Annotated in this window: 20 protein-coding genes; 11 read left to right on the top strand and 9 right to left on the bottom strand. The window is 63.4% G+C overall.

Translation table 11 applies throughout. The annotated features are described in order from the left end of the window. Positions 1 to 8 precede the first annotated feature (8 nt). From lpxA to lpxB, 3 genes are read left to right on the top strand one after another with little or no spacing between them, the layout of a single operon-like run. Positions 9 to 842, top strand: coding sequence for an acyl-ACP--UDP-N-acetylglucosamine O-acyltransferase (lpxA, locus tag NKI39_RS27755; protein ID WP_352540563.1), 834 nt, complete (start codon positions 9 to 11; stop codon positions 840 to 842). Between the two features lie 6 nt (positions 843 to 848). Further along, on the top strand, positions 849 to 1,751 hold the full coding sequence (locus NKI39_RS27750; RefSeq protein ID WP_352540562.1) for an LpxI family protein: 903 nt from the start codon (positions 849 to 851) through the stop codon (positions 1,749 to 1,751). After that, the gene (gene lpxB, locus NKI39_RS27745; RefSeq protein WP_352835838.1) at positions 1,741 to 2,907 is read left to right on the top strand and encodes a lipid-A-disaccharide synthase; all 1,167 of its coding nucleotides are present in this window, start codon (positions 1,741 to 1,743) and stop codon (positions 2,905 to 2,907) included. The genes NKI39_RS27750 and lpxB overlap by 11 nt, the downstream gene beginning before the upstream one ends. A gap of 106 nt (positions 2,908 to 3,013) precedes the next feature. Here lpxB and gltA read toward each other — a convergent pair whose 3' ends face one another. Together gltA and gltX are read right to left on the bottom strand one after the other, a co-directional pair. Continuing rightward, positions 3,014 to 4,342: a citrate synthase gene (gene gltA, locus NKI39_RS27740; protein ID WP_023674946.1), complete on the bottom strand. Its 1,329-nt coding sequence runs from the start codon at positions 4,340 to 4,342 to the stop codon at positions 3,014 to 3,016. Between the two features lie 179 nt (positions 4,343 to 4,521). Continuing rightward, positions 4,522 to 5,943: a glutamate--tRNA ligase gene (gltX, locus tag NKI39_RS27735; RefSeq protein WP_352540560.1), complete on the bottom strand. Its 1,422-nt coding sequence runs from the start codon at positions 5,941 to 5,943 to the stop codon at positions 4,522 to 4,524. Between the two features lie 96 nt (positions 5,944 to 6,039). Here gltX and NKI39_RS27730 point away from each other — a divergent pair, with 96 nt between their 5' ends. Beyond that, positions 6,040 to 8,505, top strand: coding sequence for a ComEC/Rec2 family competence protein (locus NKI39_RS27730; RefSeq protein WP_352474271.1), 2,466 nt, complete (start codon positions 6,040 to 6,042; stop codon positions 8,503 to 8,505). Here NKI39_RS27730 and lexA read toward each other — a convergent pair. Beyond that, positions 8,499 to 9,233, bottom strand: a complete 735-nt coding sequence (gene lexA, locus NKI39_RS27725; RefSeq protein WP_023674949.1) for a transcriptional repressor LexA — start codon at positions 9,231 to 9,233, stop codon at positions 8,499 to 8,501. The two genes, NKI39_RS27730 and lexA, sit on opposite strands and share 7 nt — an antisense overlap. Before the next feature lie 447 nt (positions 9,234 to 9,680). Between lexA and kynU the strand changes: the two genes are divergently transcribed. Together kynU and NKI39_RS27715 are read left to right on the top strand one after the other, a co-directional pair. Then, the gene (kynU, locus tag NKI39_RS27720) at positions 9,681 to 10,928 is read left to right on the top strand and encodes a kynureninase (protein WP_352540559.1); all 1,248 of its coding nucleotides are present in this window, start codon (positions 9,681 to 9,683) and stop codon (positions 10,926 to 10,928) included. 95 nt (positions 10,929 to 11,023) lie between these two features. Then, positions 11,024 to 11,854 carry a hormone-sensitive lipase gene (locus tag NKI39_RS27715; protein WP_352540558.1) on the top strand — a complete coding sequence of 277 codons (831 nt, stop codon included), beginning with the start codon at positions 11,024 to 11,026 and terminating at the stop codon, positions 11,852 to 11,854. A gap of 7 nt (positions 11,855 to 11,861) precedes the next feature. Here the strand turns inward: NKI39_RS27715 and NKI39_RS27710 are convergent, their stop codons facing one another. Genes NKI39_RS27710 through NKI39_RS27690 form a run of 5 tightly spaced genes read right to left on the bottom strand, consistent with a single transcriptional unit; the run spans position 11,862 to position 17,292 of the window. Next, positions 11,862 to 13,067 carry a molybdopterin molybdotransferase MoeA gene (locus NKI39_RS27710; protein WP_352540557.1) on the bottom strand — a complete coding sequence of 402 codons (1,206 nt, stop codon included), beginning with the start codon at positions 13,065 to 13,067 and terminating at the stop codon, positions 11,862 to 11,864. Continuing rightward, positions 13,067 to 13,573, bottom strand: coding sequence for a cyclic pyranopterin monophosphate synthase MoaC (moaC, locus tag NKI39_RS27705; RefSeq protein ID WP_352448833.1), 507 nt, complete (start codon positions 13,571 to 13,573; stop codon positions 13,067 to 13,069). Before moaC ends, NKI39_RS27710 begins: the two co-directional genes overlap by 1 nt. Before the next feature lie 2 nt (positions 13,574 to 13,575). Further along, positions 13,576 to 14,388, bottom strand: a complete 813-nt coding sequence (trpC, locus tag NKI39_RS27700) for an indole-3-glycerol phosphate synthase TrpC (RefSeq protein WP_352835835.1) — start codon at positions 14,386 to 14,388, stop codon at positions 13,576 to 13,578. 4 nt (positions 14,389 to 14,392) lie between these two features. Next, the gene (gene trpD, locus NKI39_RS27695) at positions 14,393 to 15,403 is read right to left on the bottom strand and encodes an anthranilate phosphoribosyltransferase (RefSeq protein ID WP_352835832.1); all 1,011 of its coding nucleotides are present in this window, start codon (positions 15,401 to 15,403) and stop codon (positions 14,393 to 14,395) included. Beyond that, on the bottom strand, positions 15,400 to 17,292 hold the full coding sequence (locus NKI39_RS27690; RefSeq protein WP_352835829.1) for a SurA N-terminal domain-containing protein: 1,893 nt from the start codon (positions 17,290 to 17,292) through the stop codon (positions 15,400 to 15,402). Before NKI39_RS27690 ends, trpD begins: the two co-directional genes overlap by 4 nt. Before the next feature lie 142 nt (positions 17,293 to 17,434). Here NKI39_RS27690 and tpiA point away from each other — a divergent pair, with 142 nt between their 5' ends. From tpiA to NKI39_RS27665, 5 genes are all read left to right on the top strand, one after another. Further along, complete coding sequence (tpiA, locus tag NKI39_RS27685; protein WP_352835827.1) at positions 17,435 to 18,202, top strand: triose-phosphate isomerase; 768 nt, start codon at positions 17,435 to 17,437, stop codon at positions 18,200 to 18,202. A 163-nt stretch (positions 18,203 to 18,365) separates the two neighbouring features. Next, a complete protein-coding gene (gene secG, locus NKI39_RS27680) occupies positions 18,366 to 18,818 on the top strand; it encodes a preprotein translocase subunit SecG (RefSeq protein WP_254817294.1) in 453 nt (150 codons plus the stop codon). Between the two features lie 199 nt (positions 18,819 to 19,017). After that, positions 19,018 to 20,139, top strand: coding sequence for a L,D-transpeptidase (locus tag NKI39_RS27675; protein ID WP_352448838.1), 1,122 nt, complete (start codon positions 19,018 to 19,020; stop codon positions 20,137 to 20,139). Between the two features lie 147 nt (positions 20,140 to 20,286). Beyond that, positions 20,287 to 21,915, top strand: a complete 1,629-nt coding sequence (gene pyrG / locus NKI39_RS27670; protein WP_352448839.1) for a CTP synthase — start codon at positions 20,287 to 20,289, stop codon at positions 21,913 to 21,915. Between the two features lie 11 nt (positions 21,916 to 21,926). Continuing rightward, positions 21,927 to 22,466, top strand: a complete 540-nt coding sequence (locus NKI39_RS27665) for a DUF1697 domain-containing protein (RefSeq protein WP_352766583.1) — start codon at positions 21,927 to 21,929, stop codon at positions 22,464 to 22,466. 30 nt (positions 22,467 to 22,496) lie between these two features. Here NKI39_RS27665 and NKI39_RS27660 read toward each other — a convergent pair whose 3' ends face one another. Then, positions 22,497 to 23,954, bottom strand: coding sequence for an NCS1 family nucleobase:cation symporter-1 (locus NKI39_RS27660; RefSeq protein ID WP_352835824.1), 1,458 nt, complete (start codon positions 23,952 to 23,954; stop codon positions 22,497 to 22,499). Positions 23,955 to 23,968: the final 14 nt, after the last annotated feature.

Raw genomic sequence — 23,968 nt, 5'->3', positions numbered from 1 at the left:
GAATGCTAATGAAAATCCAGACAGTCATCCATCCATCCTCGGTCATCGAGGCAGGCGCCCAAATCGGCGAAGGCGCCCGCATCGGGCCCTTCTGTCACGTCGGCCCCGACGCCGTGATCGGCGACCGCGTCGAACTGGTCAGCCATGTCTCGGTGATTGGCGCGACCACCATCGGTGCATCGACCAAGGTCTATCCGATGGCGATACTGGGCGGGCCGCCGCAGAACACCAAGCACAAGGGCGGCCGTACCACGCTGGTGATCGGCGAGAACTGCACGATCCGCGAAGGTGTCACCATGCATGTCGGCACCGATTCCAGCCGCGGCGAGACGACGATCGGCGACAACGGCAATTTCCTTGCCTATGCCCATATTGCCCATGACTGCGTGGTCGGCAAGAACGCCACCTTCGCCAATCAAGCGACGTTAGGCGGGCATTGCGAAGTCGGTGACAATGTCTACATCGGCGGCCTTACCGCAGTTCATCAGTTTGTCCGCATCGGCGATAACGCCTTTCTCGGCGGTTGCTCGGCGATCGTCGGCGACGTCATTCCTTACGCCATCGCCGTTGGCAACCGTGCCAGCCTTCGCGGCCTCAACATCATTGGCCTGAAGCGCGCCGGCCTGCCGCGTACGGAGATCCACTTGCTGCGCAAAGCCTACAAGACGATCTTCGATCGCTCCCGGACCGTCGGCGAAAACATCGAATTTGCCAAGGCGGAATTCGCCTCGTCGCCGACTGCCATGAAGATCGTCGACTTCATCGCCGGTCGCGGCAAGCGGCACTACGCCGTGCCGTCCCTCAAGGGTAGCGACGGCGACGATACCGATGATGAAGACTGAGGGCAGATGACGAAGATTGAGGCTGCCGGAAAAGGCCTTGATCTCGCGCCAGATGCCAAGGTCGGCATCATCGCCGGCGGCGGCAGTCTCCCGGTCGAAATTGCCCGAGCGCTCGCCCGGCAAGGCAAATTGCCCTTCGTCGTGATGGCGGCCGGCGAGGTCGATCGCATAGCCGATTTCGAGCCCTATGAGCAGGCAACCTTGAGGCTGGAAGACGTCGGCTCGCTGCTGCCGATCCTTAAGCGGCACCACGTCACGCATCTCGTAACCGCGGGTCATATCACGCGCCGCCCCAGGCTGAGCGCCATGCGCCTCAATTTGGGCCTGCTCGCGTGGCTACCCAGCCTCTTCGTCGGTGTAACCCGGGGGGACGATACGGTGCTGAAACTGTTCGTGCGCAGGATCGAGCGCAGCGGCATCAAGGTCGTCGGCGCTCACGAGATCGTGCCGGAGCTGGTCGCCGCCGAAGGCCTGCTGACCAAGGCGGCGCCACGCAAATCCGACTGGCGTGACATCGAGGCGGCGCACGCGGCGGCAAAAGCCATCGGCGCGCTGGATATCGGCCAAGCGGCTGTTGCGGTCGGCGGCCGCGCCATTGCGTTGGAAGGCGTCGAAGGCACCGACGGGCTGCTCGAGCGGACAAGGGAGTTGCGCGGGCACGGCAGGCTGGCCGGCGGGAGCCGCGGTGTTCTGGTCAAATGCGCCAAGCCCGGTCAGGAACTGCGTGCCGATCTGCCCTCCATCGGCCCGCTGACAGTCGAGGCCGCGCATGCCGCCGGACTGGCCGGCATTGCCGTCGAAGCCGGTCGCTCGCTAGTGCTCGAAGGTCCCGCCACCATCGGACGTGCCAATACGCTCGGCCTGTTCGTGATCGGCCTGCCTGCTGCGGAGCCGGCGCATGGCGAATGAGCGGCCGTTGAAGATAGCCATCGTCGCCGGCGAGGAGTCCGGCGACCTGCTTGGCGCCGACCTTGTGCAGGCGCTCAAGCGCATGACCGGGCGCGAAGTTCGGCTTGTCGGCATCGGCGGCCGCCATTTGCAGGCGCTCGGCCTGGCGCCATTGTTCGACGGCAGCGAGATCGCACTGATGGGGCTTAGCGCCATCCTGCGCGACCTGCCGCGCCTGATACGGCGGATCGGCCAGACGGCAAACGCGTTTGCCGGTGAAAAGCCCGATTGCCTTATCACCATCGACAGTCCGGACTTCTCGCTGCGCGTCGCCAAGAAGGTGCGTGCCGCCGATCCGACTATCCCGATCGTCCACTATGTCTGCCCGAGCGTGTGGGCTTGGCGGCCGGGCAGGGCGGCGGCGATGAAGCCATATGTCGATCACATTCTTTGCATCCTGCCGTTCGAGGTGAAGGAACTCGCTCGCCTGGGCGGGCCGCCCGGCACCTATGTCGGGCATCGCCTTACACACGATCCGGGCATAGTCAGTGCCGCAAGGGCGCAGGCGCAGCCGCGTAACCTCGCCGCTGACCGTGTGAAAACGTTGCTTGTATTGCCGGGTTCGCGTCGCGGCGAGGTGCGGCGCCTGGTTGGGCCGTTCGGCGAAACGCTGTCGATCCTGCGGGCGCGCGGGCACCGCTTGCGCCTGCTGTTGCCGACGGTGCCGCACGTCGCCGACCTGGTCAGGACCTCGGTCGCGAGCTGGGACGAGAAGCCGGAGATCATCCTTGATGCCGAACGCAAATGGCAGGCCTTCGGCAAGGCGGATGCGGCGCTGATCGCGTCGGGGACGGTATCGCTGGAACTGGCACTGGCGAGTGTGCCGATGATCTCCTGCTACCGGCTCGATCCGGTCATGCGCATGGCGCAGCCGCTGATCAAAGTATGGAGCGCAGCCTTGCCCAATCTCATTGCCGACCGGCCGGTTGTGCCGGAACACTACAATCAATATGTGCGGCCGCATTATCTGGCGCGGCAGTTGGAAGCGCTGTTCTCCGATACCGCCTACCGCACCTGGCAGAAGCACGGTTTTGCCGACATTGCCGGGCGTATGGCAACCGCCAAGCCGTCAGGCGAGATTGCCGCGGGGGTGGTGATGGGGATGGTGAGGAAGTGAGTGAATTATGAATTGTGAATTGTGAATAGCGGTTTCTATGGACAGGGAGCGACGCTTCGCTACTCCCATTCACCATTCACCATTCACCATTCACCATTCACCACCTTCACCGCTTCGCGATTGGCACGTAGTCCCGTTCCGGCGCGCCGGTATAGAGCTGGCGCGGGCGACCGATCTTCTGGTGCGGGTCCTCGATCATCTCCTTCCACTGCGCGATCCAGCCGACGGTGCGGGCGACCGCGAACAGCACGGTGAACATGGTGGTGGGAAAGCCCAGCGCCTTCAGCGTGATGCCGGAATAGAAATCGACGTTCGGATAGAGCTTCTTCTCGATGAAATAGGAATCGGTCAGTGCGATCCTTTCCAGCTCCATGGCGATGTCGAGCAGTGGATCGTCCTTGATGCCGAGCTCGCCCAGGACCTCGTGCGCGGTCTTCTGCATGATCTTGGCGCGCGGATCGTAATTCTTGTAAACGCGGTGGCCAAATCCCATCAATCGGAACGGATCGTTCTTATCCTTGGCGCGCGCAATGAATTCCGGGATGTGATCGACATGACCGATCTCGCCCAGCATGTTCAGGGCTGCCTCGTTGGCGCCGCCATGTGCGGGACCCCACAGGCAGGCGATGCCGGCAGCGATACAGGCAAAAGGATTGGCGCCCGACGAGCCGGCCAGGCGGACGGTCGAAGTCGAGGCGTTCTGTTCGTGATCGGCGTGCAGGATGAAGATGCGCTCCATCGCGCGGGCCAGCACCGGATTGATCTTGTATTCCTCGCAAGGCACGGCGAAGCACATATGCAGGAAATTGGCTGCGAAATTCAGCTCGTTCTTCGGGTAAATGAATGGCTGGCCGATGTGGTATTTATAGGCCATCGCCGCGATCGTCGGCATCTTGGCGATCAGCCGCATTGACGCGACCATGCGTTGATAGGGGTCCGAGATATCGGTGGAATCGTGATAGAAGGCCGACAGCGCGCCGACCACGCCGCACATCACCGCCATCGGATGCGCATCACGGCGGAAGCCGGTGAAAAAGCGCGACATCTGCTCATGCACCATAGTGTGGCGCGTCACCCGGTAGTCGAAATCGTCCTTCTGCGCCTTGGTCGGGAGTTCACCATAGAGCAAGAGATAGCAGACTTCGAGGAAGTCGCCGTGCTCGGCCAATTGGTCGATCGGGTAGCCGCGGTGCAAAAGAATGCCGGCATCGCCATCGATGAAGGTGATTTCCGATTCGCAGCTCGCCGTCGACGTAAAACCGGGATCGTAGGTAAAGACGCCGGCGGTGTTGTAGAGCGAACCGATATCGATGACGTCAGGTCCTACCGAACCACTTCGTATCTTGAATTCATGGGTTTTGCCGCCGAGTTCCAGCTTGGCCGTCGATGCCTGGGTTTTGCCGCCAAATTCCATTTTTGTCGCAGGTTCGGTCATAGCAAACTCCTTTTTGTTTCCTCAGGCCGGCAAAGGCAAAATATCTGAACCCAACACGTCAAAAGCATCGGAATACGCACATTTGCGCCCGCAATTGAATCTGCGCGGCAGATTAGGCCAAGACCCAATGTTGCACTGCGAAACACACCTTTCAATGCCAATCTTCTTGGGCCAGTTTGCTAATCGATTTGATCAGCGATCCGCGCCAGGCTTTCCTCGCGGCCAAGCACGGCAAGCACATCAAAGACACCTGGCGAGGTACTTTTGCCGGTGAGCGCGGCGCGCAAAGGTTGGGCCACGGCGCCGAGTTTATAGCCGGCGGCCTGCGCATAGTCGCGGATCGCGGCTTCGGCTGAGGCGGCAGACCACCCCGAAACCGTGGCTAGTGCCGCATGAGCGCCCCGCAGGATCGCGCGTGCCTCACCGCTGAGCAGCGCCGCCGCCTTCTCGTCGACCGGCAGCGGCCGTTCGACGAAAAGGAATTCAGCCCCTTCAACAAGTTCGACCAGCGTTTTGGCGCGCTCCTTCAGGCCCGGCAACGCGGCAAGCAGTTGCGCCCTGCGTCTGTCGTCGAGGCGAGCGGCGATTGCCGGGCCGCCTTCTAGATAGGGCAGAGTGGCGATGAAGATGTCGAGCAGCGCCGCGTCGTTCATCCGGCGCATATGCACGCCGTTAAGCGCCTCGAGCTTGGCGAAGTCGAAACGGGCGGCGCCCTTGTTGACGTCGCCAATGTCGAACCATGTAATCATGTCGGCGATCGACATGATCTCATCGTCGCCGTGGCTCCAGCCAAGCCTCGCCAGATAGTTGAGCAGCGCCTCCGGCAGGTAGCCCATGGCGCGATAGGCTTCGACGCCAAGCGCACCGTGCCGCTTCGACAGCTTGGCGCCGTCGGCACCGTGGATCAACGGGATATGCGACATCGACGGCACCTCCCAGCCCATGGCGTGATAGATTACGGTCTGGCGTGCGGCGTTGGTCAAATGATCGTCGCCGCGGATGATGTGGGTGATGCCCATGTCGTGATCGTCGACGACGACGGCATGCATGTAGGTGGGATTGCCGTCCGAGCGCAGAATAATGAAATCGTCGAGATCCTTGTTGGGAAAGCGCACGTCGCCCTGGACGCGGTCATGCACCACCGTCTCGCCGTCTGTCGGCGCCTTGATGCGGATCGCCCCCTTGGCGCCGGGCGGCGCCTCCGACGGGTCGCGGTCGCGCCAGCGCCCATCATAGCGGGGCGGAAGCCCCTTGGCTCGCGCTGCCTCGCGCATCGCCTCCAGCTCCGCCGGCGTCGCGTAGCAGTAATAGGCCTTGCCCACGCGCACCAGCTCCTCGGCCACCTCGCGATGGCGCGGCGCGCGCTCGAACTGCGAGACAGGCGCGCCGTCCCAGGTGAGTCCGAGCCAGGAAAGCCCGTCGAGAATGGCTGCCGTCGCCGCATCCGTCGACCGCTCACGGTCGGTATCCTCTATACGCAGCAGCATCGTGCCGCCCGTGTGCTTGGCGTACAGCCAGTTGAACAGCGCCGTGCGCGCGCCGCCAATGTGCAGATAGCCGGTGGGCGAGGGGGCAAAACGGGTGACGACCTTATCGGGCATGGAACTCTCAGGCGGGCGAAGGAAGTGGGTTTGCGGACTTTCGCGCGTTGCGCGTTCATGTAGCATAGGAGGTCGAGGGCGCAAGGGGCAGACCCGATGGCTGTGCGAGGCCGTGGTGCGGGCGAGGGCGAGGACGTTGGCAGCGACGTCAGCGAACGCTTGCTGTTTGCCGCTCCCCCGCCTGTCCTGCCGGCACCGGCATTGCTACCTGCTCCGCGCTTCGATGCTCCGTCGCTGCCGGCCAGCGACCCAGCAACGGTTCTCGTGCCCGCGGGCGAGCCTATCGTACGCCTGCGCAGGCGTTTCCGCCTCCCGTCACCGTCCCGTATCCGCAACAGCGTAACCACAGCGGCCGGTCTGGAACTCGACCGCGGCATCGCCTTCCTGCTGGTGCCGGTGTTCCTCGCATGCGGGGTGGTCGTTTATTTCGGGCTGTCGGTGGAGCCGGCCTTTCCACAGCCGATCGCAATCGCGCTCCTCGCGACCCTTTGTGCCGTCGTCTCGCGGTCATGGCCCAGGACGCGCCTGTGCTTCATGGTGGCGCTGCTCTGCGCGCTTGGCGTACTTGCCGCCAAGTTCGAAACATGGCGTGTCGGAACGCATATGCTCGGCTCCGAAATCTCGACGCGGCTGACGGGTCGCGTCGTATCGTACGAGCCCATGGCGAGCGGCCGCATCAGGCTGACAATCGATGTGATCTCAACCGCCAGGCCGACACTGCGCTACATGCCGGAACGGGTCCGCGTTTCGGCGATGAAGATACCGGCTGAGCTGACCGCCGGTTCCGAGATCACCGGCTATGTGCGGCTGCTGCCGCCGACCGGCCCGGTGCGGCCCGACAGCTATGATTTCTCCTTCGACAGCTATTTCGCCGGTATCGGCGGCAGCGGCTTTTTTCTCGGCAATCCGAAAATCGTGTCGTCGGACAGCATGCCGCTTGCCGCGCAGCTTTCTTCCGCGATCGAAGACGCGCGTGAATCCATCGCCGACCATATCCGCAGCCGCATCGGCGGTGCCGAGGGCGAGATTGCTGCTGCGCTGATCGTCGGCGTGCGCGCCGGCATTCCCGAGGAGATCAACGAAGCGATGCGGCGCACCGGCATCTACCACATCATCTCCATCTCGGGGCTGCATATGGCGTTGGTCGCCGGCACCATCATGGCGCTGCTGCGGGGTGCCTTCGCGCTGTTTCCCGATTTCTCATCGCGACGGCCGGTCAAGAAATATGCCGCGGCCGCCGCGCTTTTTTCGATTGCGGCCTACCTCGTCTTTTCCGGCATTGTCGTGGCGGCCGAACGCAGCTTCATCATGCTGGCGGTGATGCTTATCGCCGTGCTGTTCGACCGGGCCGCGCTCACCATGCGCAACCTGGCGATCTCGGCCATCGCGGTCATCCTGGTGTCGCCGCACGAGGTGGTCGGTCCGAGTTTCCAGATGTCCTTCGCCGCGACGGCGGCCCTTGTCGGCGCCTATGCAGGCTGGTCCGATTACCGCGCCGGCAGGGCCACCACGCCGCCGCCGCGGCAGTCGCCGCTACGCTTTGCCACTCGAAAGGTCCTGCTGGGCATGTGCGGTCTGGCGATGACCTCGATCATTGCAGGGAGCGCCACGGCGCTTTTCGCCATATGGCATTTCCAGCGCGTGGCGCCGCTCAGCCTGTTCGCCAATCTGGCCATCATGCCCATCGTGTCACTGGTCGTCATGCCCTTCGCCGTTCTCAGCGCGCTGGCGATGCCGTTCGGTGCGGATGGCCCTTTTCTCTATGTCATGGGCAAGGGGCTGACGGCGATGATCGCCCTGTCCGGGTGGATCTCGGAGCGCTCGCCGATCGATGCGGTCGGGCTGATTTCGCTGAGATCCGTCCTTCTGGTGACGATCGCCCTCGTCATTGCCAGCATGGCGACGACGTGGTTGCGGCTGGCGGCACTTCCTTTTGCGCTCGCCGGCTTGCTGACGACAACGCAGACACGCATACCCGACGTATTGGTCTCGGAGGACGCACGGCTGGTCGCGCTGCCGATCGGCAGCGGTGAACTCGCGGTCAACCGGGCACGCCCGAATGAGTTCACCATCGACAACTGGAAACGCGCGCTCACATCAGAGGCTATCGTCGCGCCGGAAACACCTGGAAAGAACGACCCGCAATTCGACATTGCCGATCCGGCCGACCTACCGCCGGGCATGCCGTTCATTTGCACGGACGGCCTCTGCCTTGCCAGGCATCCATCCGGCGCGATCATCGCGCAAGCCAAGGACCGCGATACTGCGCGGCCAGCCTGCGCCTTTGCCAGCTTGATCGTCATCGACGACGCCACCGCCCATAACCCCTGCTACTACGACCGGCTGGTCCTCGTCGTCACCAAACGGCAACTGGCGCGCGCGGGAAGTGCCGCCGTCTATTTCGATCCACAAGCGGCAACACGCGCCGAGATCCGCTTCGCCGTCGAAAAATCATACCGGCCCTGGCACGTGCAGCGGAAATTTTCACGCGCGGCACGGGGCCTGCCGCCATACCGCCGGGCCGACAACCCCAAAGCCGGCGCCAAGGGCGGAGCTCAGTAGCGGCGGATCAGTCCGACGAGCTTGCCCTGCACCTTGACCCTGTCTGGTCCGAAGATGCGCGTCTCGTAGGCCGGATTGGCGGCTTCCAGGGCGATCGAGGCGCCCTTGCGGCGGAACCGCTTCAGCGTCGCTTCCTCCTCGTCGACCAGTGCCACCACGATCTCACCGGGGCTCGCCGTATCGGCATTGCGGATGATCACCGTGTCGCCGTCGAAAATGCCGGCCTCGATCATCGAATCGCCTTTGACCTCAAGCGCATAATGCTCGCCGCCCATGATCATATCCGGCGGCACCGAAATCGAATGCGTCTGGTGCTGGATGGCGTCGATCGGCACACCGGCAGCGATGCGGCCCATCACTGGGATCGAAACGGCGGCGACGACATCGTCGTCATTTCCGGCTGCGGGCACGCGCGACGATGTCGGCTTGCCTTGCCGAGGGGCGCCTTGCCCAAGACTGCCCTGGATGACACTCGGCGAGAACTTGCGTGCCGCATTGAGGCCGGGGGCGATCGAGTCAGGCAGGCGTAGCACCTCCAGCGCACGGGCCCGGTTGGGCAAACGGCGAATGAAGCCGCGCTCCTCCAGCGCCGTAATCAGCCGGTGGATTCCGGATTTGGAAGCCAGGTCGAGCGCTTCCTTCATCTCGTCGAATGAAGGCGGGATACCGCTTTCCTTCAACCTTTCGTGGATGAACATAAGCAGTTCGTGTTGTTTGCGTGTCAGCATAGCGACCCCCAACAGAATCAGAAAAACAAACCCAGAACAAACACTATCTGTTCCAGTTGTGTTCCGCAACTGTTTAAAGTTTAATGAATGCGTTAAGGCTCGGGAAACAAACGACGTCCCCTACCGGCGTACCGCATTTTCACCGCCGCGAGCCTCATCGCCTTGATTCTGCTTTCGTTTGCGCCCTTCTGGCCTCCTAGAAGGCGGCACTGGCATCGGCCGTCGGTCGGCAAAAGGCACGGAATTGAACCCGTATCGACTGTGCGGTTTGGTCAATGCACCGTGAACGAAACGAACTCAAAACGCCAACCTCGGGTTAAGTCCCGGTTTCCACCGCCTGGTCAGGCTGCTTCTCGCCGGTGGAGCCTTGCTGCGCGCAACCAAGTAATGGAAGAACAGTCGATGCGTGTCCGGCGTTGCGTTGGATCTTGGGGGAGCAGACAAATCATGACAGGAATTCCCGATCTCGTGGCCATAAAGGCGATGGATGCCGCGGATCCGCTGCGCGCGATGCGCGACCGCTTTGTGTTGCCGCAAGGAGTGATCTATCTCGACGGCAATTCGCTAGGAGCTGCTTCACGTGCCGCTTTCGATGAACTGCACAAGGCCGCGACCGAAGAATGGTCGCATGATCTCATCCGCGCATGGAACACGGCCGGCTGGTTCAACATGCCGCTTGAACTTGGCGACCAGCTCGGGCGCCTGATCGGGGCCGCGGCCGGCCAGACAGTGGTCTGCGACACGACATCGGTCAATATCTACAAGCTGCTGCACGCCGCCATGGCCATGCGACCGGAGCGGCAGGTCATCGTCGCCGAGGGCGATAGTTTTCCGACGGACCTCTACATGGCCGAGGGTGTGGTTTCGACGCGAAAAGATACGCTGCTGCGCCTCTCGGGAGTCGACGCGCCGACCATCGAAGAGCTGATCGACGAACGCACCGCTGTGGTGCTGGTCAACCACGTCAACTATAAGTCGGGCGAACTGCGCGACATGCCGGCGCTGACGCGCAGGGCTCAGGAAGCCGGGGCGATGATCGTCTGGGATCTCTGCCACACCGCCGGCGCGATGCCAGTCGAACTCGACAAGGCAAACGCCGATTTTGCCGTTGGCTGCACCTACAAATATCTGAATGGCGGCCCGGGCGCGCCTGCCTTCATCTATGCGGCTGAGCGGCATCTTTCCGACATCCAGCAGCCGCTCACCGGCTGGTGGGGCCATGCACGGCCCTTCGCCTTCGAGCCAGGCTATGCGGCCGGCACCGGCATCCGCCGGTTTCTGTGCGGCACACAGCCGGTCCTGTCGATGCGCACGCTGAAGGGCGCGCTCGACATCTGGAACGATGTCGACATGACGGCGGTGCGCAAGAAGAGCATCGCGCTGGCGGATCTGTTCATCGAGCTTGTCGAGGCAAAGTGCGGCACTTACGGGCTCACGCTCGAAAGCACGCGCGATGGGGAAAAACGCGGCAGCCAGATTTCATTCATGCATGAGCATGGCTACCAGGTCATGCGCGCGCTGATCGAACGTGGCGTGATCGGCGATTTTCGCGCGCCATCGACCATGCGCTTCGGCTTCACCCCGCTCTATGTCGGCTATGCCGATGTCTGGCAGGCCGCCAAAGTGCTTGAGGACATCCTGCACACCGGTGCGTGGAAGGATGCGCGCTTCGCCATCAAAGCAGCTGTCACTTGAGATTGATGCGAGAGCTGGAATCGTGAGGCTGGCGACGACGCGCCGCGCGATGCTTACGGCTACGCTGCAGGGCCATATGCCAGGGAGGGCGCAGGGTGTTCGAACGTCACATTGCCGATTGGGACAACGCCTATGCCAACAGCGCCAACATAGCCGGCAGCGATCGCTGGCCGGCGGCCTGGATCGAGCCCGCGCGGGTTTTCCGCGACGTGCTTTCGACCGAGGGCAGGGCGCGGCTCGACATGGCCTATGGCGACAATCCACGCAACCGGCTCGATCTTTTCCTGCCGGCCATCAAGCCCAAGGGACTCGTGGTGTTCGTTCATGGCGGCTACTGGATGGAATTCGACAAGAATTTCTGGTCGCATCTTGCCGCTGGCCCTGTTGATCGCGGCTATGCGGTGGCGATGCCGTCCTACACGCTCTGTCCGCAGATACGCATTGGCGGCATCGTCAAGGAAGTCGGCGCGGCGATCGGCAAGGCGGCGGCGATCGTTGCAGGGCCGCTGATGCTGACCGGGCACTCGGCCGGCGGCCATCTTGTTAGCCGGATGGTTACGGCGACGACGCCGCTGGCGCCCGAAGTCGTCCGGCGCGTTCGTCATGTAGTGTCGATCTCGGGGGTGCACGATTTGCGCCCGATCATGCGCACCGGCATGAACGAGACGCTGGCGATCGATGAGGCCGAGGCGCAGGCCGAAAGCCCGGTGCTGCTGCGCCCGATGGACAAGGCCCGCCTGACCTGCTGGGCCGGCGGCGGCGAGCGCGCTGAATTCCTGCGTCAGAGCGCGTTGCTGGCCAACATCTGGATCGGCCTGGGTACCGCGACCAGCTCGGTGGTCGAGCCTGACCGGCATCATTTCAACATCATCGACGGTTTGGCCGATCCAGACCATCCGCTGACCCGGACCTTGATTTCGGAGTGAGGCAGGTTCAGCGTAGCATCAGTACGTCGCAGGGGGAGCCCGCCGCCGCGGCAGGCGCGAACGGCGCGCGAACGATCAGCCCGTCGGCATCGGCCAGCATTTTCAGCATCGAGGAGTCCTGGATGCCGAACGGCGTCGCCACGAGCGTACCGGCGTCATCAATGACAACAGCCCGCACATAATCTTGCCTGAGATCGTTGGCCGGCATGGCGGCACCGAGCCGTGCCCGACGTATATCCTGCTGAAAGGCGCGGCCGCCGAGCCGCGCCAGCAGCGGCTTCAGGAAGAGCTGAGTGCAGACCAGGCTTGCCACCGGATTGCCGGGCAGGCCGATGCAGCGAATGTCTCCCAGCCGCCCGAACATCAGTGGCTTGCCCGGCCGCATGGCGATCTTCCAGAAATCGAGCGTCATGCCTTGCCCGGTCAGCACCTCATGGACGAAGTCGTGGTCACCGACCGAGGCACCGCCCAGCGTGACGATGACGTTCGCGCCAGCCTTCACGGCCTTTTCAACCAGCGCAGCGATCGCCTCCCTGCGGTCCGGCGCGATGCCAAGGTCGAGCGCGCGCGCACCGACCGACTGTGCGGCAGCGGCGACACCATAGGCGTTGGAGGAGATGATCTGGTCGGGGCCAAGATCGCTGCCCGGCGGCAGCAATTCGTCGCCGGTGGCGATGATGGCGACCAGCGGCCGTTTGACCACGCGCACCTCGGGGTGATTGGCCGATGCCGCCAGCGATAAGGCCGCCGGGTCGAGCAGGCGGCCTTTGGGCAGCAGGACATCGCCCTTGGCGAAATCGAGCCCGAGGCGGCGGATGTTGCGCCCCTGCACCGTCGGTTCCGTCACTTCGACGCTGCTGCCACCGAGATCGCGGGCGTTCTCCTGGATGACGATAGTGTCGGCGCCTTCGGGAAGCGGTGCGCCGGTAAAGATGCGCACGGCCTGCCGCTGCTGCACCGTTCCGGCAAAGCCGCGTCCGGCCGGCGCCATGCCGACCACCGAAAGCCTTGCCGGTACGGACGCGATATCGGCCGCCCGCACGGCATAGCCGTCCATGGCGGAGGCGTTGAACGGCGGCTGGGTGCGGAGCGCCACAACCGGCTCCGCCAGCACGCGGTCGGCGGCATCCAGCAGTGCGACGCGTTCGCCCGGCAGCGCTGCTGCGCCGTCCAGCAGGCGCTCGAGCGCCTCGGCAACTGGGACCAGCGCCATTATCGGCCTGCCTCGGTGGCCCCGTCTCCGGTGATCTTGTAGTCGCCGGATTTGCCGCCGGTCTTTTCGACCAGCCTGATGCCGGAGATGACCATGGCGCGGTCGACCGCCTTGGCCATGTCGTAGATGGTCAGGCAAGCGACCGAGACGGCACTCAGAGCCTCCATCTCAACGCCGGTCTTGCCGGTGACGCGGGTCAATGCTGTCACCTTCAGGCCGGGCAGCGCGGCGTCCGCCTCGATATCGACAGATATCCTGGTCAGCAGCAGCGGATGGCAAAGCGGGATCAGTTCATGCGTCTTCTTGGCCGCCATGATGCCGGCAATGCGCGCGGTGCCCAGCACGTCGCCCTTCTTGGCGTCGCCGGCGAGGATCATGTCCAGCGTCTCGGGCCGCATCGCGACAAAACCTTCTGCGACTGCCGTGCGCACCGTCTCAGCCTTGTCGCCGACATCGACCATGTTGGCTTCGCCCTGCGCGCCAAGATGGGTGAGGGCGGCCGCCATCCTCAAACGGCCTCTGCCGGCGCCTTGCCCGTCAACAGCAGGCGCGTTGCCGCGGCCACGTCCTGCTGGCGCATCAGGCTCTCGCCGACCAGGAAAGTCGCAATGCCGCTCTGCTCCAGCCGGCGGCAATCGTCGTGCGAAAAGATACCGCTCTCGCTGACCAGATGGCGGTCGGCCGGCACCATCGCTACCAGCCGCTCCGAGGTCTGTAGGCTGGTTTCGAAGGTCCGGAGATTGCGGTTGTTGATTCCGATCAGCCGCGACGACAGCTGCAGCGCGCGTTCCATTTCAGCCTCGTCATGCACTTCGACCAGCGCGTCCATGCCGAGCCCGAACGCTGTCGCTTCGAGTTCTCTTGCCAACGCGTCGTCGACGCTGGCCATGATGATCAGGATGGCATCGGCGCCCCATGCCCTGGCCTCGTAGACCTGATAGGGGTCGAACAGGAAATCCTTGCGCAATGCAGGCAGCTCGATGGCAGCGCGCGCAGTGGTGAGGAATTCGGGCGCGCCTTGGAAGGAGGGTGCGTCGGTCAGCACCGAAAGGCAGGCGGCACCGCCCTTCGCATAGGCCCTGGCCAGCGTCGGTGGATCGAAATCGGCGCGGATCAGGCCTTTGGATGGGCTAGCCTTCTTGATTTCGGCAATCAGCGCGAACCTGCCGGATTTGCGCTTTGCTTCAAGGGCGGAAAGAAAGCCGCGCGGCGCGTCGGCATCCGTCGCCCGCGCCTTGATCTCGGCGAGCGGCACGCGCGCCTTGGCCGCCGTGATCTCGTCGCGCTTGTAAGCCTCGATCTTGCGCAGGATGTCGGACATGGTTTTAACCGTTCGAAATCTCGATCAGCCTGTCGAGCACTTTCAGCGAGCGGCCGCTGTCGATGGCCTGCGCCGCCGTTACCATGCCGTCGGCGAGGGTCGTCGCTTTGCCGGCCACCACCAGCCCGGCGCCGGCATTCATCAGCACCGTATCGCGAAAGGCGCCGGCTGCGCCGGCCAGCATGTCGCGCAGTGCCTGGGCGTTGTGGGCGGCGTCGCCGCCGCGCAACTCGTCCTTGGTGTGCCGCTTCAGTCCGACGGCTTCCGGGGTCAGCGTAAAGCTGCGGATCTCGCCGCCGGCCAGTTCGGCGACAAGTGTCTCGCCGGTGGTGGTGATCTCGTCATAGCCGTCGCCATGGACGATCCAGGCATGGTCGGCACCAAGTTCCTTCAACGTTTCTGCCACCGGCATGATCCATTCGGGCAGGAACACGCCGACCATCTGCCGTCTGACACTGGCCGGATTGGAAAGTGGACCAAGCAGGTTGAAGATGGTGCGGGTGCCGAGCTCGACCCGGGTCGGGCCGACATGCTTCATCGCCGGGTGATGCGCCGGCGCGAACATGAAGCCAACGCCGGCCTCGTGGATGCAGCGGCCGATCGTCTCCGGAGGGATGTCGATCTTGACGCCCAATGCGATCAGCACATCGGCGGCGCCGGTCAGCGAGGACAGTCCGCGATTGCCGTGCTTGGCGACGGGCACGCCGCTGCCGGCGATGACGAAAGCGGATGCGGTCGAAATGTTGACGCTGTGCGAATTGTCGCCGCCGGTGCCGACAATGTCGATGGCGCCCTCGGGGGCTTCGACACGCAGCATCTTGGCGCGCATAGTGGCGACGGCGCCGGCGATCTCGCTGACGGTCTCACCGCGCACGCGCAATGCCATCAAGAAGCCGCCGATCTGGCCGGGGGTAGCATCGCCCGACATGATGATGTCGAAGGCCTCGCGCGCCTCCTCGAAGGAAAGAGCGCTGCCGGCGGCGACCTTGGCGATGTGGATCTTCAGCGCGCTCATCTGGCCAGGGCTTGGGTTACGGCCGCCTGATCGATGCGGACGTCATATTGCGTCTGCAACTGCGCCACCAACTGGTCGAGCAGGTCGTCGGACATGCCGGAGGTGAAGGACTTCTGTGCGTCCTGGGGCACTGAGCTGGCATCGGCCCCGGCAGGCTCGAACACCTCGGCAACCTTGAACAGGATCTGTCCGTCGCCCGTAGGTGAGGGGATCAGCCCGGTGCCGCCTTCGCCGACGCCGAACATCGCGGCGGCGCCTTCCTTGCCGAAATCGACGTCGTCCGCATCGCGCTTGACGCCGCGCTTGGTCTGCTTTTCGAGCTTGAGCTCACCGGCGATCACCTCGAGCGTGGCGCCAGCCTTGAGACGCTTCTCGAGCTCCTGTGCTTTTGCGGTGAGCCGTTTGGTGGTCTCCGCCGCGGTCCAGTCGGCCACGACCTTCTGGTGGACTTCGTCCAATGTGCGGTCGCGGGCAGGCGTGATCGCGCTCACGTCGTAGAAGACGAAGCCGTTATCGGCGGTGGTGAGGCCTTCATTGTCGGTTCCGGGTTCGGATTCGAACACCGCCTTGATGAGTGCCGGCGATTCCGGCAGGTCTTTGACGATGCTTCCATCCGGCCGTTGGCCGGTGCGGTCGATGGCATCGATGGTGACGACCTTCAGCTTCAATTTGGCGGCTGCCTCGGCGAGCGAACTGCCCGAGGCGCGCGTATCCTCGTAATTGTCGTGCACGTCCAGCAAGATGCGGCTTGCCTCGCCCAGTGCCAGGTCCTTGCGGATCTGCTCGGACACTTCGGCCAGCGGCTTCACCACTTCGGGCTTGATCTCGGTGGCGCGCAGCAGAACGGGACCAAAGGCGCCCTGTACGACCGGGCTGACCTCATTGACGTTTAGTTTGAAGGCAGCGTCGGCGACCGCCTTGTCGGCGATCTTGTCCTTGGCCAGCGTGCCGAGCAGCGTGTCGGCCGGCGTCTTGCCTTCGGCAGCGACGATCTTGTCGAAGGTCGCGCCGGTCCTGAGCGAATCGAGCGCCGCCTTTGCGGCATCAGGTGTCTTGAACACAAGCTGCTCGATGGTGCGCATCTCCGGCGTGGTGTAGCGCGCCTTGTTCTTATTGTAGTCGTCGCTGACCTGTTGGTCGGTCACCGCGCTCAAATCCATGATGTCTTCCGGTTCGAGCCTGACATAGGAGAACTTACGGTATTCGGGCGCGGCGTAGGTTTTCTTGTTTTCCTCGAAATAGGCCGAAAGCGCGCTGTCGGACGGCGCTTCTATCGGTTCGACCAGCGATTTCGGCAAGGTCAGGTAGTCGATGGTGCGATCTTCGCCGCGATAGAGCGCGACCGCCTTGAAGAAAGTATCCGGGGCCTTGAGGCCGTCCGAAACCGCCTCGACGATCTGCTGGCGGACCGCGACCTGGGCGCGGTTCTTCAAATAGTCTTCCGGCCGCATTCCGATCTGCCGAAGCAGGTACTCGAAGGTTCTCCTGTCGAAGCTTCCGGCAGGCCCTTTGAACGCCGGGTCTTCACGCGTCAGTTCGGCGAGCCGGTCCTTTGACAGGCCGAGTCCGAGCTTGCGGGCCTGCTCGTCGAGGACGGCGCCCGACACGAGTTGCGCCAGCACCTGGTTGTCGATGCCGAGCGCCGTCGCTTGCTCACGGCTGATGCGCTGGCCGAATTGCTGCGACATGACGCTGAGCTGGCGATCGTAGGCGAGGCGGTATTCGTTGATCGAGACCTTGGTGCCTCCGGCCGTGATCACGGCATCATGGCCGGCAAGACCGCCCATCAGGCGGCCCGAGATGCCCCAGACGGCGAAGCTCAACACCAACAATGACAGCAGCAGTTTAGCGACCCAGGTCCCCGCCGCGCTTCTCAACATACCAAGCATGAGTACTTCCGATTTTTGCGCATTTCGCATGCGCCGAGTCTGAAACAAGCGCAATAGCGCCCTTCCTGCCCACTGTCGATTGCTTTGTGGCCTGATTTTGATAGTGAGGGCCAGCTGGAAATTGCCCGGAGAAACAAATCCCATGACGCCTGGAATCCGCCCGCTCGTCGCCGGCAACTGGAAAATGAACGGCACCAGCGCCTCGCTCAACGAGCTCAGGATGATCGGCAACGGCTTCATGAGTGGGCTCGACGCCGAGACCGAAGCGGTGGTCTGCGTGCCGGCGACCTTGCTTGCGCACGCCGCCGAGATTCTGTCGCGCACGCCGGTGCGGGCCGGCGGAGAGGATTGCCACACCGAGGAAAGCGGCGCCTACACCGGCTGCATTTCGGCCGAGATGCTGAAGGATGCAGGTGCCAGCCATGTCATCGTCGGCCATTCCGAATGCCGCGCCGATCGCAAGGAGGACGATGCCTTGGTCCAGGCCAAGGCCTCCGCCGCATGGCGCGCCGGGCTGGTGGCCATCATCTGCATTGGTGAGACAAGAGCCGAACGAGAAGCAGGAGCCACGCTCGACGTGCTGTCGCGCCAGGTCGCTGGCTCGGTCCCGCCAAACGCCACGGTTTCCAACACCGTCATTGCCTATGAGCCAATATGGGCGATTGGGACCGGCTTGACCCCGACCGCCGCCGACGTCGCCGAGGCACATGCGCATATCCGCGAAGAACTGGCACGGAAGCTCGGCAATACGGCGGCCAAGATGCGCATTATCTACGGCGGCTCGGTCAAGCCGTCCAACGCCGTCGAGTTGCTCGGCGTCAGGAATGTCGATGGCGCGCTGGTCGGCGGCGCCAGCCTAAAGGCGGCGGACTTCCTCGGCATCGCGGAAGCCTATCGAAACATCGCTTGATACAAGGGCTGGTTGCTGCATTTGAGCGGACGGCCGGCGCCGAAATCGTTGCAAAGGACGCATTGCTTCCCATATTCCGGCCACGGGCTTGGAAATGCCGTTAAAGCATTGTATTGAGCCGCCTCCAAATCAGCGGCCGCACAAGGCCTTGCCAGGGTAAATTATGGAAACCGTACTGATCGTCGTCCACCTCATGGTCGTGCTCGCGCTTGTCGGCGTGGTGCTGCTGCAGCGCTCCGAAGGCGGCGGCCTCGGCATCGGCGGCGGATCTGGCTTCATGACCGCGCGTGGCGCCGCCAATGCGCTGACGCGGGCGACGGCGATCCTGGCTGCCGCTTTCTTCGTCACTTCGCTGACACTGTCGATCGTTGCGCGCTATGGCGAGAAGCCGATCGACATTCTCGATCGCGTGCCGGCGACCTCGGACGGAGCAGGCAAGGGCGTACTCAACCAATTGCCTGGAACCACGACGCCGACGCCGCCGTCGGGCACCACGGCGCCGACCCCGCCGTCCGGCAATGGCGCGGCAACGACGCCGCCGGCAACCGCTCCGGCGACGCCGCCAGCGACAAACGGCGCCACCGCGCCGGCCACACCGCAGGTCCCCAACCAGTAATAGGGCAACTTATGCCGCGATCTGTTGTCGTTTGAACACAGTCGCGGCAAATGCCGCACGATCACGAAGATTCGACTGCGCCTCACGCTTGAGGCGCTTCCGGCTAATCGATTATACGTTGCACGCGGCATTCTCGGCGTCCTTGGGGGGCGCCGGGCGACGCCGTGGGCAACAAGCATTGAACGATCGGATCTTCCCCATGCAGCTTCGCAGCTTCATTTTTGCCGGCCTTTGTGCCGTGCTCAGCCTAGGTGCGCCCGCTTACGCGGCCATGCCGACGGCAAACTCGGCCCACAAAGCCGCAACAACAACCGACGTCGTCAAGGTCGCTGCCAAAAGCGATGCAGCGCAATTGAAGCTTCTCAAGAAGAAGAAAGATCCGACGCCGGACGACCTTGCGCAGATCCGCAAGATCGAAGCCAAGATCGCAGCCGACAAGGAAGCCGCTCGCGCCAAGGCACTCGAAGCCAGGAAGCTGGCGATGCGCGAGGCGGCGAAAGCCAAAGCCGATGCGGAACGGCAGGCGTTCCTTGCCAAGAAGAGCCAGCCGCTCGCAACGGCCAAGGTGGCTGACGCCACGCCGGCCAAGAAGAAGACCGTCAACATCATCGAACCGATTACGCCCATTGCGCCGATCCAGTCGGCCGAGCCGATCCCGGCCGAGGCCATGAACGTTGCGCTGACCGGCAACAATGGCGAGTTGCGCAGCGAACCGGTGGGGCAGAAGCCGCAGAGCGTCGGGCTGTTCGCGGGACTGTTCGGCGGCACATCCTCTTCGTCGATGTCGCTGCTTCCGGAAACACGCGCGCTCGACGCCGCGCTCGAAAGGAAGCAGGCCAAGCGGCAGTTCAAGGTCAAGGCGGAATTCGTGCCGCAGGAGGTCGAATTCACCGGCTACAACCCCGGCACCATCGTCATCGATACCAGCGCCCGTCGTCTCTACCTCGTCGAATCATCGTCAACCGCCCGCCGTTATGCCATCGCGGTCGGCCGGGAAGGCCTGCAGTTCAAGGGTACGGTTGCCGTCGGCGACAAGCAGGAATGGCCGCGCTGGATTCCGACGCTGGATATGCAAAAGCGCGAACCCAAGCACTATGGCCAGTACAAGGACGGCATGCCCGGCGGCGGCGACAATCCGCTCGGTGCGCGCGCCATCTATCTTTACGACGGCAAGAAAGATACCCACCTGCGCATTCACGGCACCATCGCGCCGCAGTCGATCGGAACCAGCGCCTCCAATGGCTGCTTCCGCATGATCAACGAACACGTCATGGACCTTTACCGCCGGGTGAAAGTAGGCACCAAAGTCGTCATCATCTGACGCTTTGACAGATCGTGCCAAAAGGGCCGGCCTCGCCGGCCCTTTTGTTTTGATACGCCAACGACCAGAGCGCCTTCTTGGGAAAAAGCCTTCGCGGCGGTTTTTTCTCTGGCGGAATCAATTCGGCCGCGTTAAGCGATGACTCCCATGGCGCGATATGTATTCATCACAGGCGGCGTGGTTTCCTCACTTGGAAAAGGCATTGCTGCAGCGGCCCTTGGGGCTCTCTTGCAGGCGCGGGGCTATCGCGCACGCATCAAAAAGCTCGATCCCTATCTCAATGTCGATCCCGGCACGATGTCGCCCTATCAGCACGGCGAAGTCTTCGTGACCGATGACGGGGCCGAGACCGATCTCGATCTTGGCCATTATGAGCGCTTCACCGGCCGCTCGGCCAACCAGCAAGACAACATCACCACCGGCCGGATCTATAAGAACATCATCGAGCGCGAGCGGCGCGGCGACTATCTCGGCGCTACCGTGCAGGTCATTCCGCACGTCACCGACGAGATCAAGAATTTCGTCCTCAACGGCAATGACGACTACGATTTCGTGCTGTGCGAGATCGGCGGCACCGTCGGCGACATCGAAGCGATGCCGTTCCTGGAGGCGATCCGCCAGCTCGGCAACGACCTGCCGCGCAACAACGCCGTCTACGTCCACCTGACCTTGATGCCTTACATTCCGACGGCAGGCGAACTGAAGACCAAGCCGACGCAGCATTCGGTCAAGGAGTTGCGCGGCATCGGCATTGCACCCGACATACTGCTGGTCCGCGCCGACCGGCCGATCCCCAAGGAAGAGCGCAGAAAGCTGTCGCTGTTCTGCAATGTCCGCGAAAGCGCCGTCATCCAGGCGCTCGACGTCCCGCATATCTACGACGTGCCGATGGCCTATCACAATGAAGGGCTGGATTCGGAAGTGCTGGCGGCCTTCGGCATCGATCCGGCGCCGAAGCCGCGCATGGAACGGTGGCAAGCGGTGTCCAACCGCATCCACAATCCGGAAGGCGAAGTGACCATTGCCGTCGTCGGCAAATATACCGGCCTCAAGGACGCCTACAAATCGCTGATCGAGGCGCTGTCGCATGGCGGCCTCGCCAACCGGGTCAAGGTCAAGCTCGACTGGATCGAAAGCGAGATATTCGAGAAGGAAGACCCGGCGCCGTGGCTGGAGAAGGTCCATGGCATTCTCGTCCCCGGCGGTTTTGGCGAGCGCGGCTCGGAGGGCAAGATCCTGGCGGCGAAGTTCGCGCGCGAGCGCAAGGTGCCGTATTTCGGCATCTGCTTCGGCATGCAGATGGCCTGCATCGAGGCGGCGCGTTCGCTGGCCGGCGTCGAGCACGCATCATCGACCGAGTTTGGTCCAACCGAGGAGCCGGTTGTCGGCTTGATGACCGAATGGCTGAAGGGCAACATGCTGGAAAAGCGCAGGGAAACCGGCGACCTTGGTGGTACCATGCGGCTCGGTGCCTACCAGGCCGACCTCGCCAAGGGATCGAAGATCGCCGAGATCTATGGCGATACTCAGATTTCCGAACGCCATCGCCACCGCTACGAGGTCAATGTCGACTACAAGGAGCGGCTCGAGGATTGCGGCCTGGTGTTTGCCGGCATGTCGCCGGACGGCGTGCTACCGGAAACGGTCGAATATCCCGACCACCCCTGGTTCATCGGCGTGCAGTACCATCCCGAGTTGAAAAGCCGGCCGCTCGATCCGCACCCGCTGTTTGCCAGCTTCATCGAGGCGGCGGTAGAGCAGTCGCGGCTGGTCTAGACTAGCCGCCCATGCAAACTTACGTCGCGCTGCTCTACAGCATTGTCCTGGGCGAGGGGCGGCGGGTCGTCATGTCCGATCTGAAGGCGATGGCCGAAGGCCTGGGTCTGAATAAGCCGCGCACGCTGGTGGCGACCGGCAATCTGGTCTTCGAGGCGCAAGAAACAGAACTTGCGGCGTTGGAGCAGCGGCTGGAGGCGGCGTTCGCAAAGACTTTCGGCCGCCACGTCGACATCATCGTGCGCTGCGCCGACGGCTGGCTAAGGCTGGCGGCCGGCAATCCGTTCCCAGCCGAATCGGCCGAGGCCGCGGACCAGGTGGCGGTGCGCGTGATGCGGGCGCCCGTTCCCGCCGAGACCGCCGCGGCGCTTGAGGCATATGCCGGCAAGAACGAGAAGCTGCGGATTGTCGGCGGCGACATCTGGATCGTCTTTTCCCGCGAGATGCCGAGTTCGCGGCTGCTTGCGGCGGTCAGTCACAAACGCCTGGGCATCGGCACCTCGCGCAACTGGAATACAGTGCGCCGCCTGGCCGAGATGGTCGCAGAATGAACGGGGCGGCTTGCGCCACCCCGACTCCGTTCAGGCCTTGGCTATCCTGGCTCCGGCACCGAGTGCCATCGTGCGCAGCACGTAATAGATGACGCCGGCAATTGCCACGCCGAAGAACCAGCCATAGACGCCCCACCATGACGGCAGCAGGCTGGTGAAGTTGGGCAGGATCGAGGAGAAGACCGCGCCGATACCGGCGGCAATGAAGGCATTGACATGCCAGCCGCCCTGAAAGCGGAATTCGCCATTCTCCCTGTAGAGCGCCTCGACGTCGACCTCGCCCTTCCGGATCAGGTAATAGTCGACCATCATCACGCCGAAGATCGGCCCCATCGTCGCGCCAATGATGTTGACGAAGGAGGCGGCACTGCCTTCCCAGGGCGCGAATGGATAGAGCACCAGCGCGATCAGCGCCGCGATATAGCCGCCCTTCTTGAAGTCGATCTGGCGTGGAAAGACATTGGAGAAGTCGAAGGCCGGCGACACGAAGTTCGCCACCACATTGATGCCGAGCGTCGCCACCGCAAAGGTCAGGGCTGCGAGCGCCGCCAGGAACCAGCTGTCGAATTTCGCCGAAATCTGGTCGGGATGCAGCAGCACCTCGCCATAGACGTCGAAGGCGGCGATCGTCGTAACGCCGGCGACCAGCGAGAACAGGATAAGATTGACCGGCAGGCCCCAGATGTTGCCCTTGCGCAGCGATGCCTTGTCCGGGGCGTAGCGCGCGAAATCGCAGAAGTTGAGATAGAGCGCGGAGAAATAGGTCACCCAGATCGCGGCCACCGCAAACAGCGAGGTCCAGGAGCCCGGCGTGCCCGGCACGCCCGCGTCCTTTGTCTTTTCCAGCAGCACATCCATCGGGATGTCGCTGGTGAAAGCGAAAGTGCCTGCCTTGATGCAAAGATAGATCGCCAGGATCAGCATCATCACCCACACCGCCGGTCCGGCCCAATCCTGGAAGCGGCGCACCGTTTCCATGCCTCTCTGGATGATCAGGAGCTGCAGCGCCCAGATGACGGCGAAGCAGATCACCTCGAGCCCGGAGTGGCCGAGGAAATGGGTGCTCTGGTTGAAGTCGGCGAACCATTGCGAGCGGATCAGCAGGGCTACGATCGCCCCGGAGGCCGCCGCCGTCTGCGCGCCGTACCAGAAGCAGGCGACGATGGCGCGCACCAGCGCCGGTATGTTGGCGCCCCAGATGCCGAAGGAGGCACGCGCCAGGACAGGGTAGGGCACCCCGGTCTTCACGCCGGCATAGCCGACCATGTTCATTAACGCATAGATGATCAGCGAGCCGATACCGATGGCGATGATGAAGTTGACGAAGCCGCCGCAGAACAGGAACAGGCTGGCAGCGAGATAGTAGCCCCACAGGCTGTGGACGTCCGACGTCCAGACGTTGAAGATCGAGAACGGTCCCCAGTTTCGAACCTTCGCCGGTGCGAGATCCTCATTGTACAGGTCCGGTGATGCGTCTTGTATGGTCATTGCTATGTCCTCCC

Source organism: Mesorhizobium sp. M0664, from assembly GCF_040320565.1.
GTDB lineage: Bacteria > Pseudomonadota > Alphaproteobacteria > Rhizobiales > Rhizobiaceae > Mesorhizobium.
Note: the sequence above shows the minus strand (reverse complement) of the source record. Positions and strands in the feature narration are given on the sequence as shown.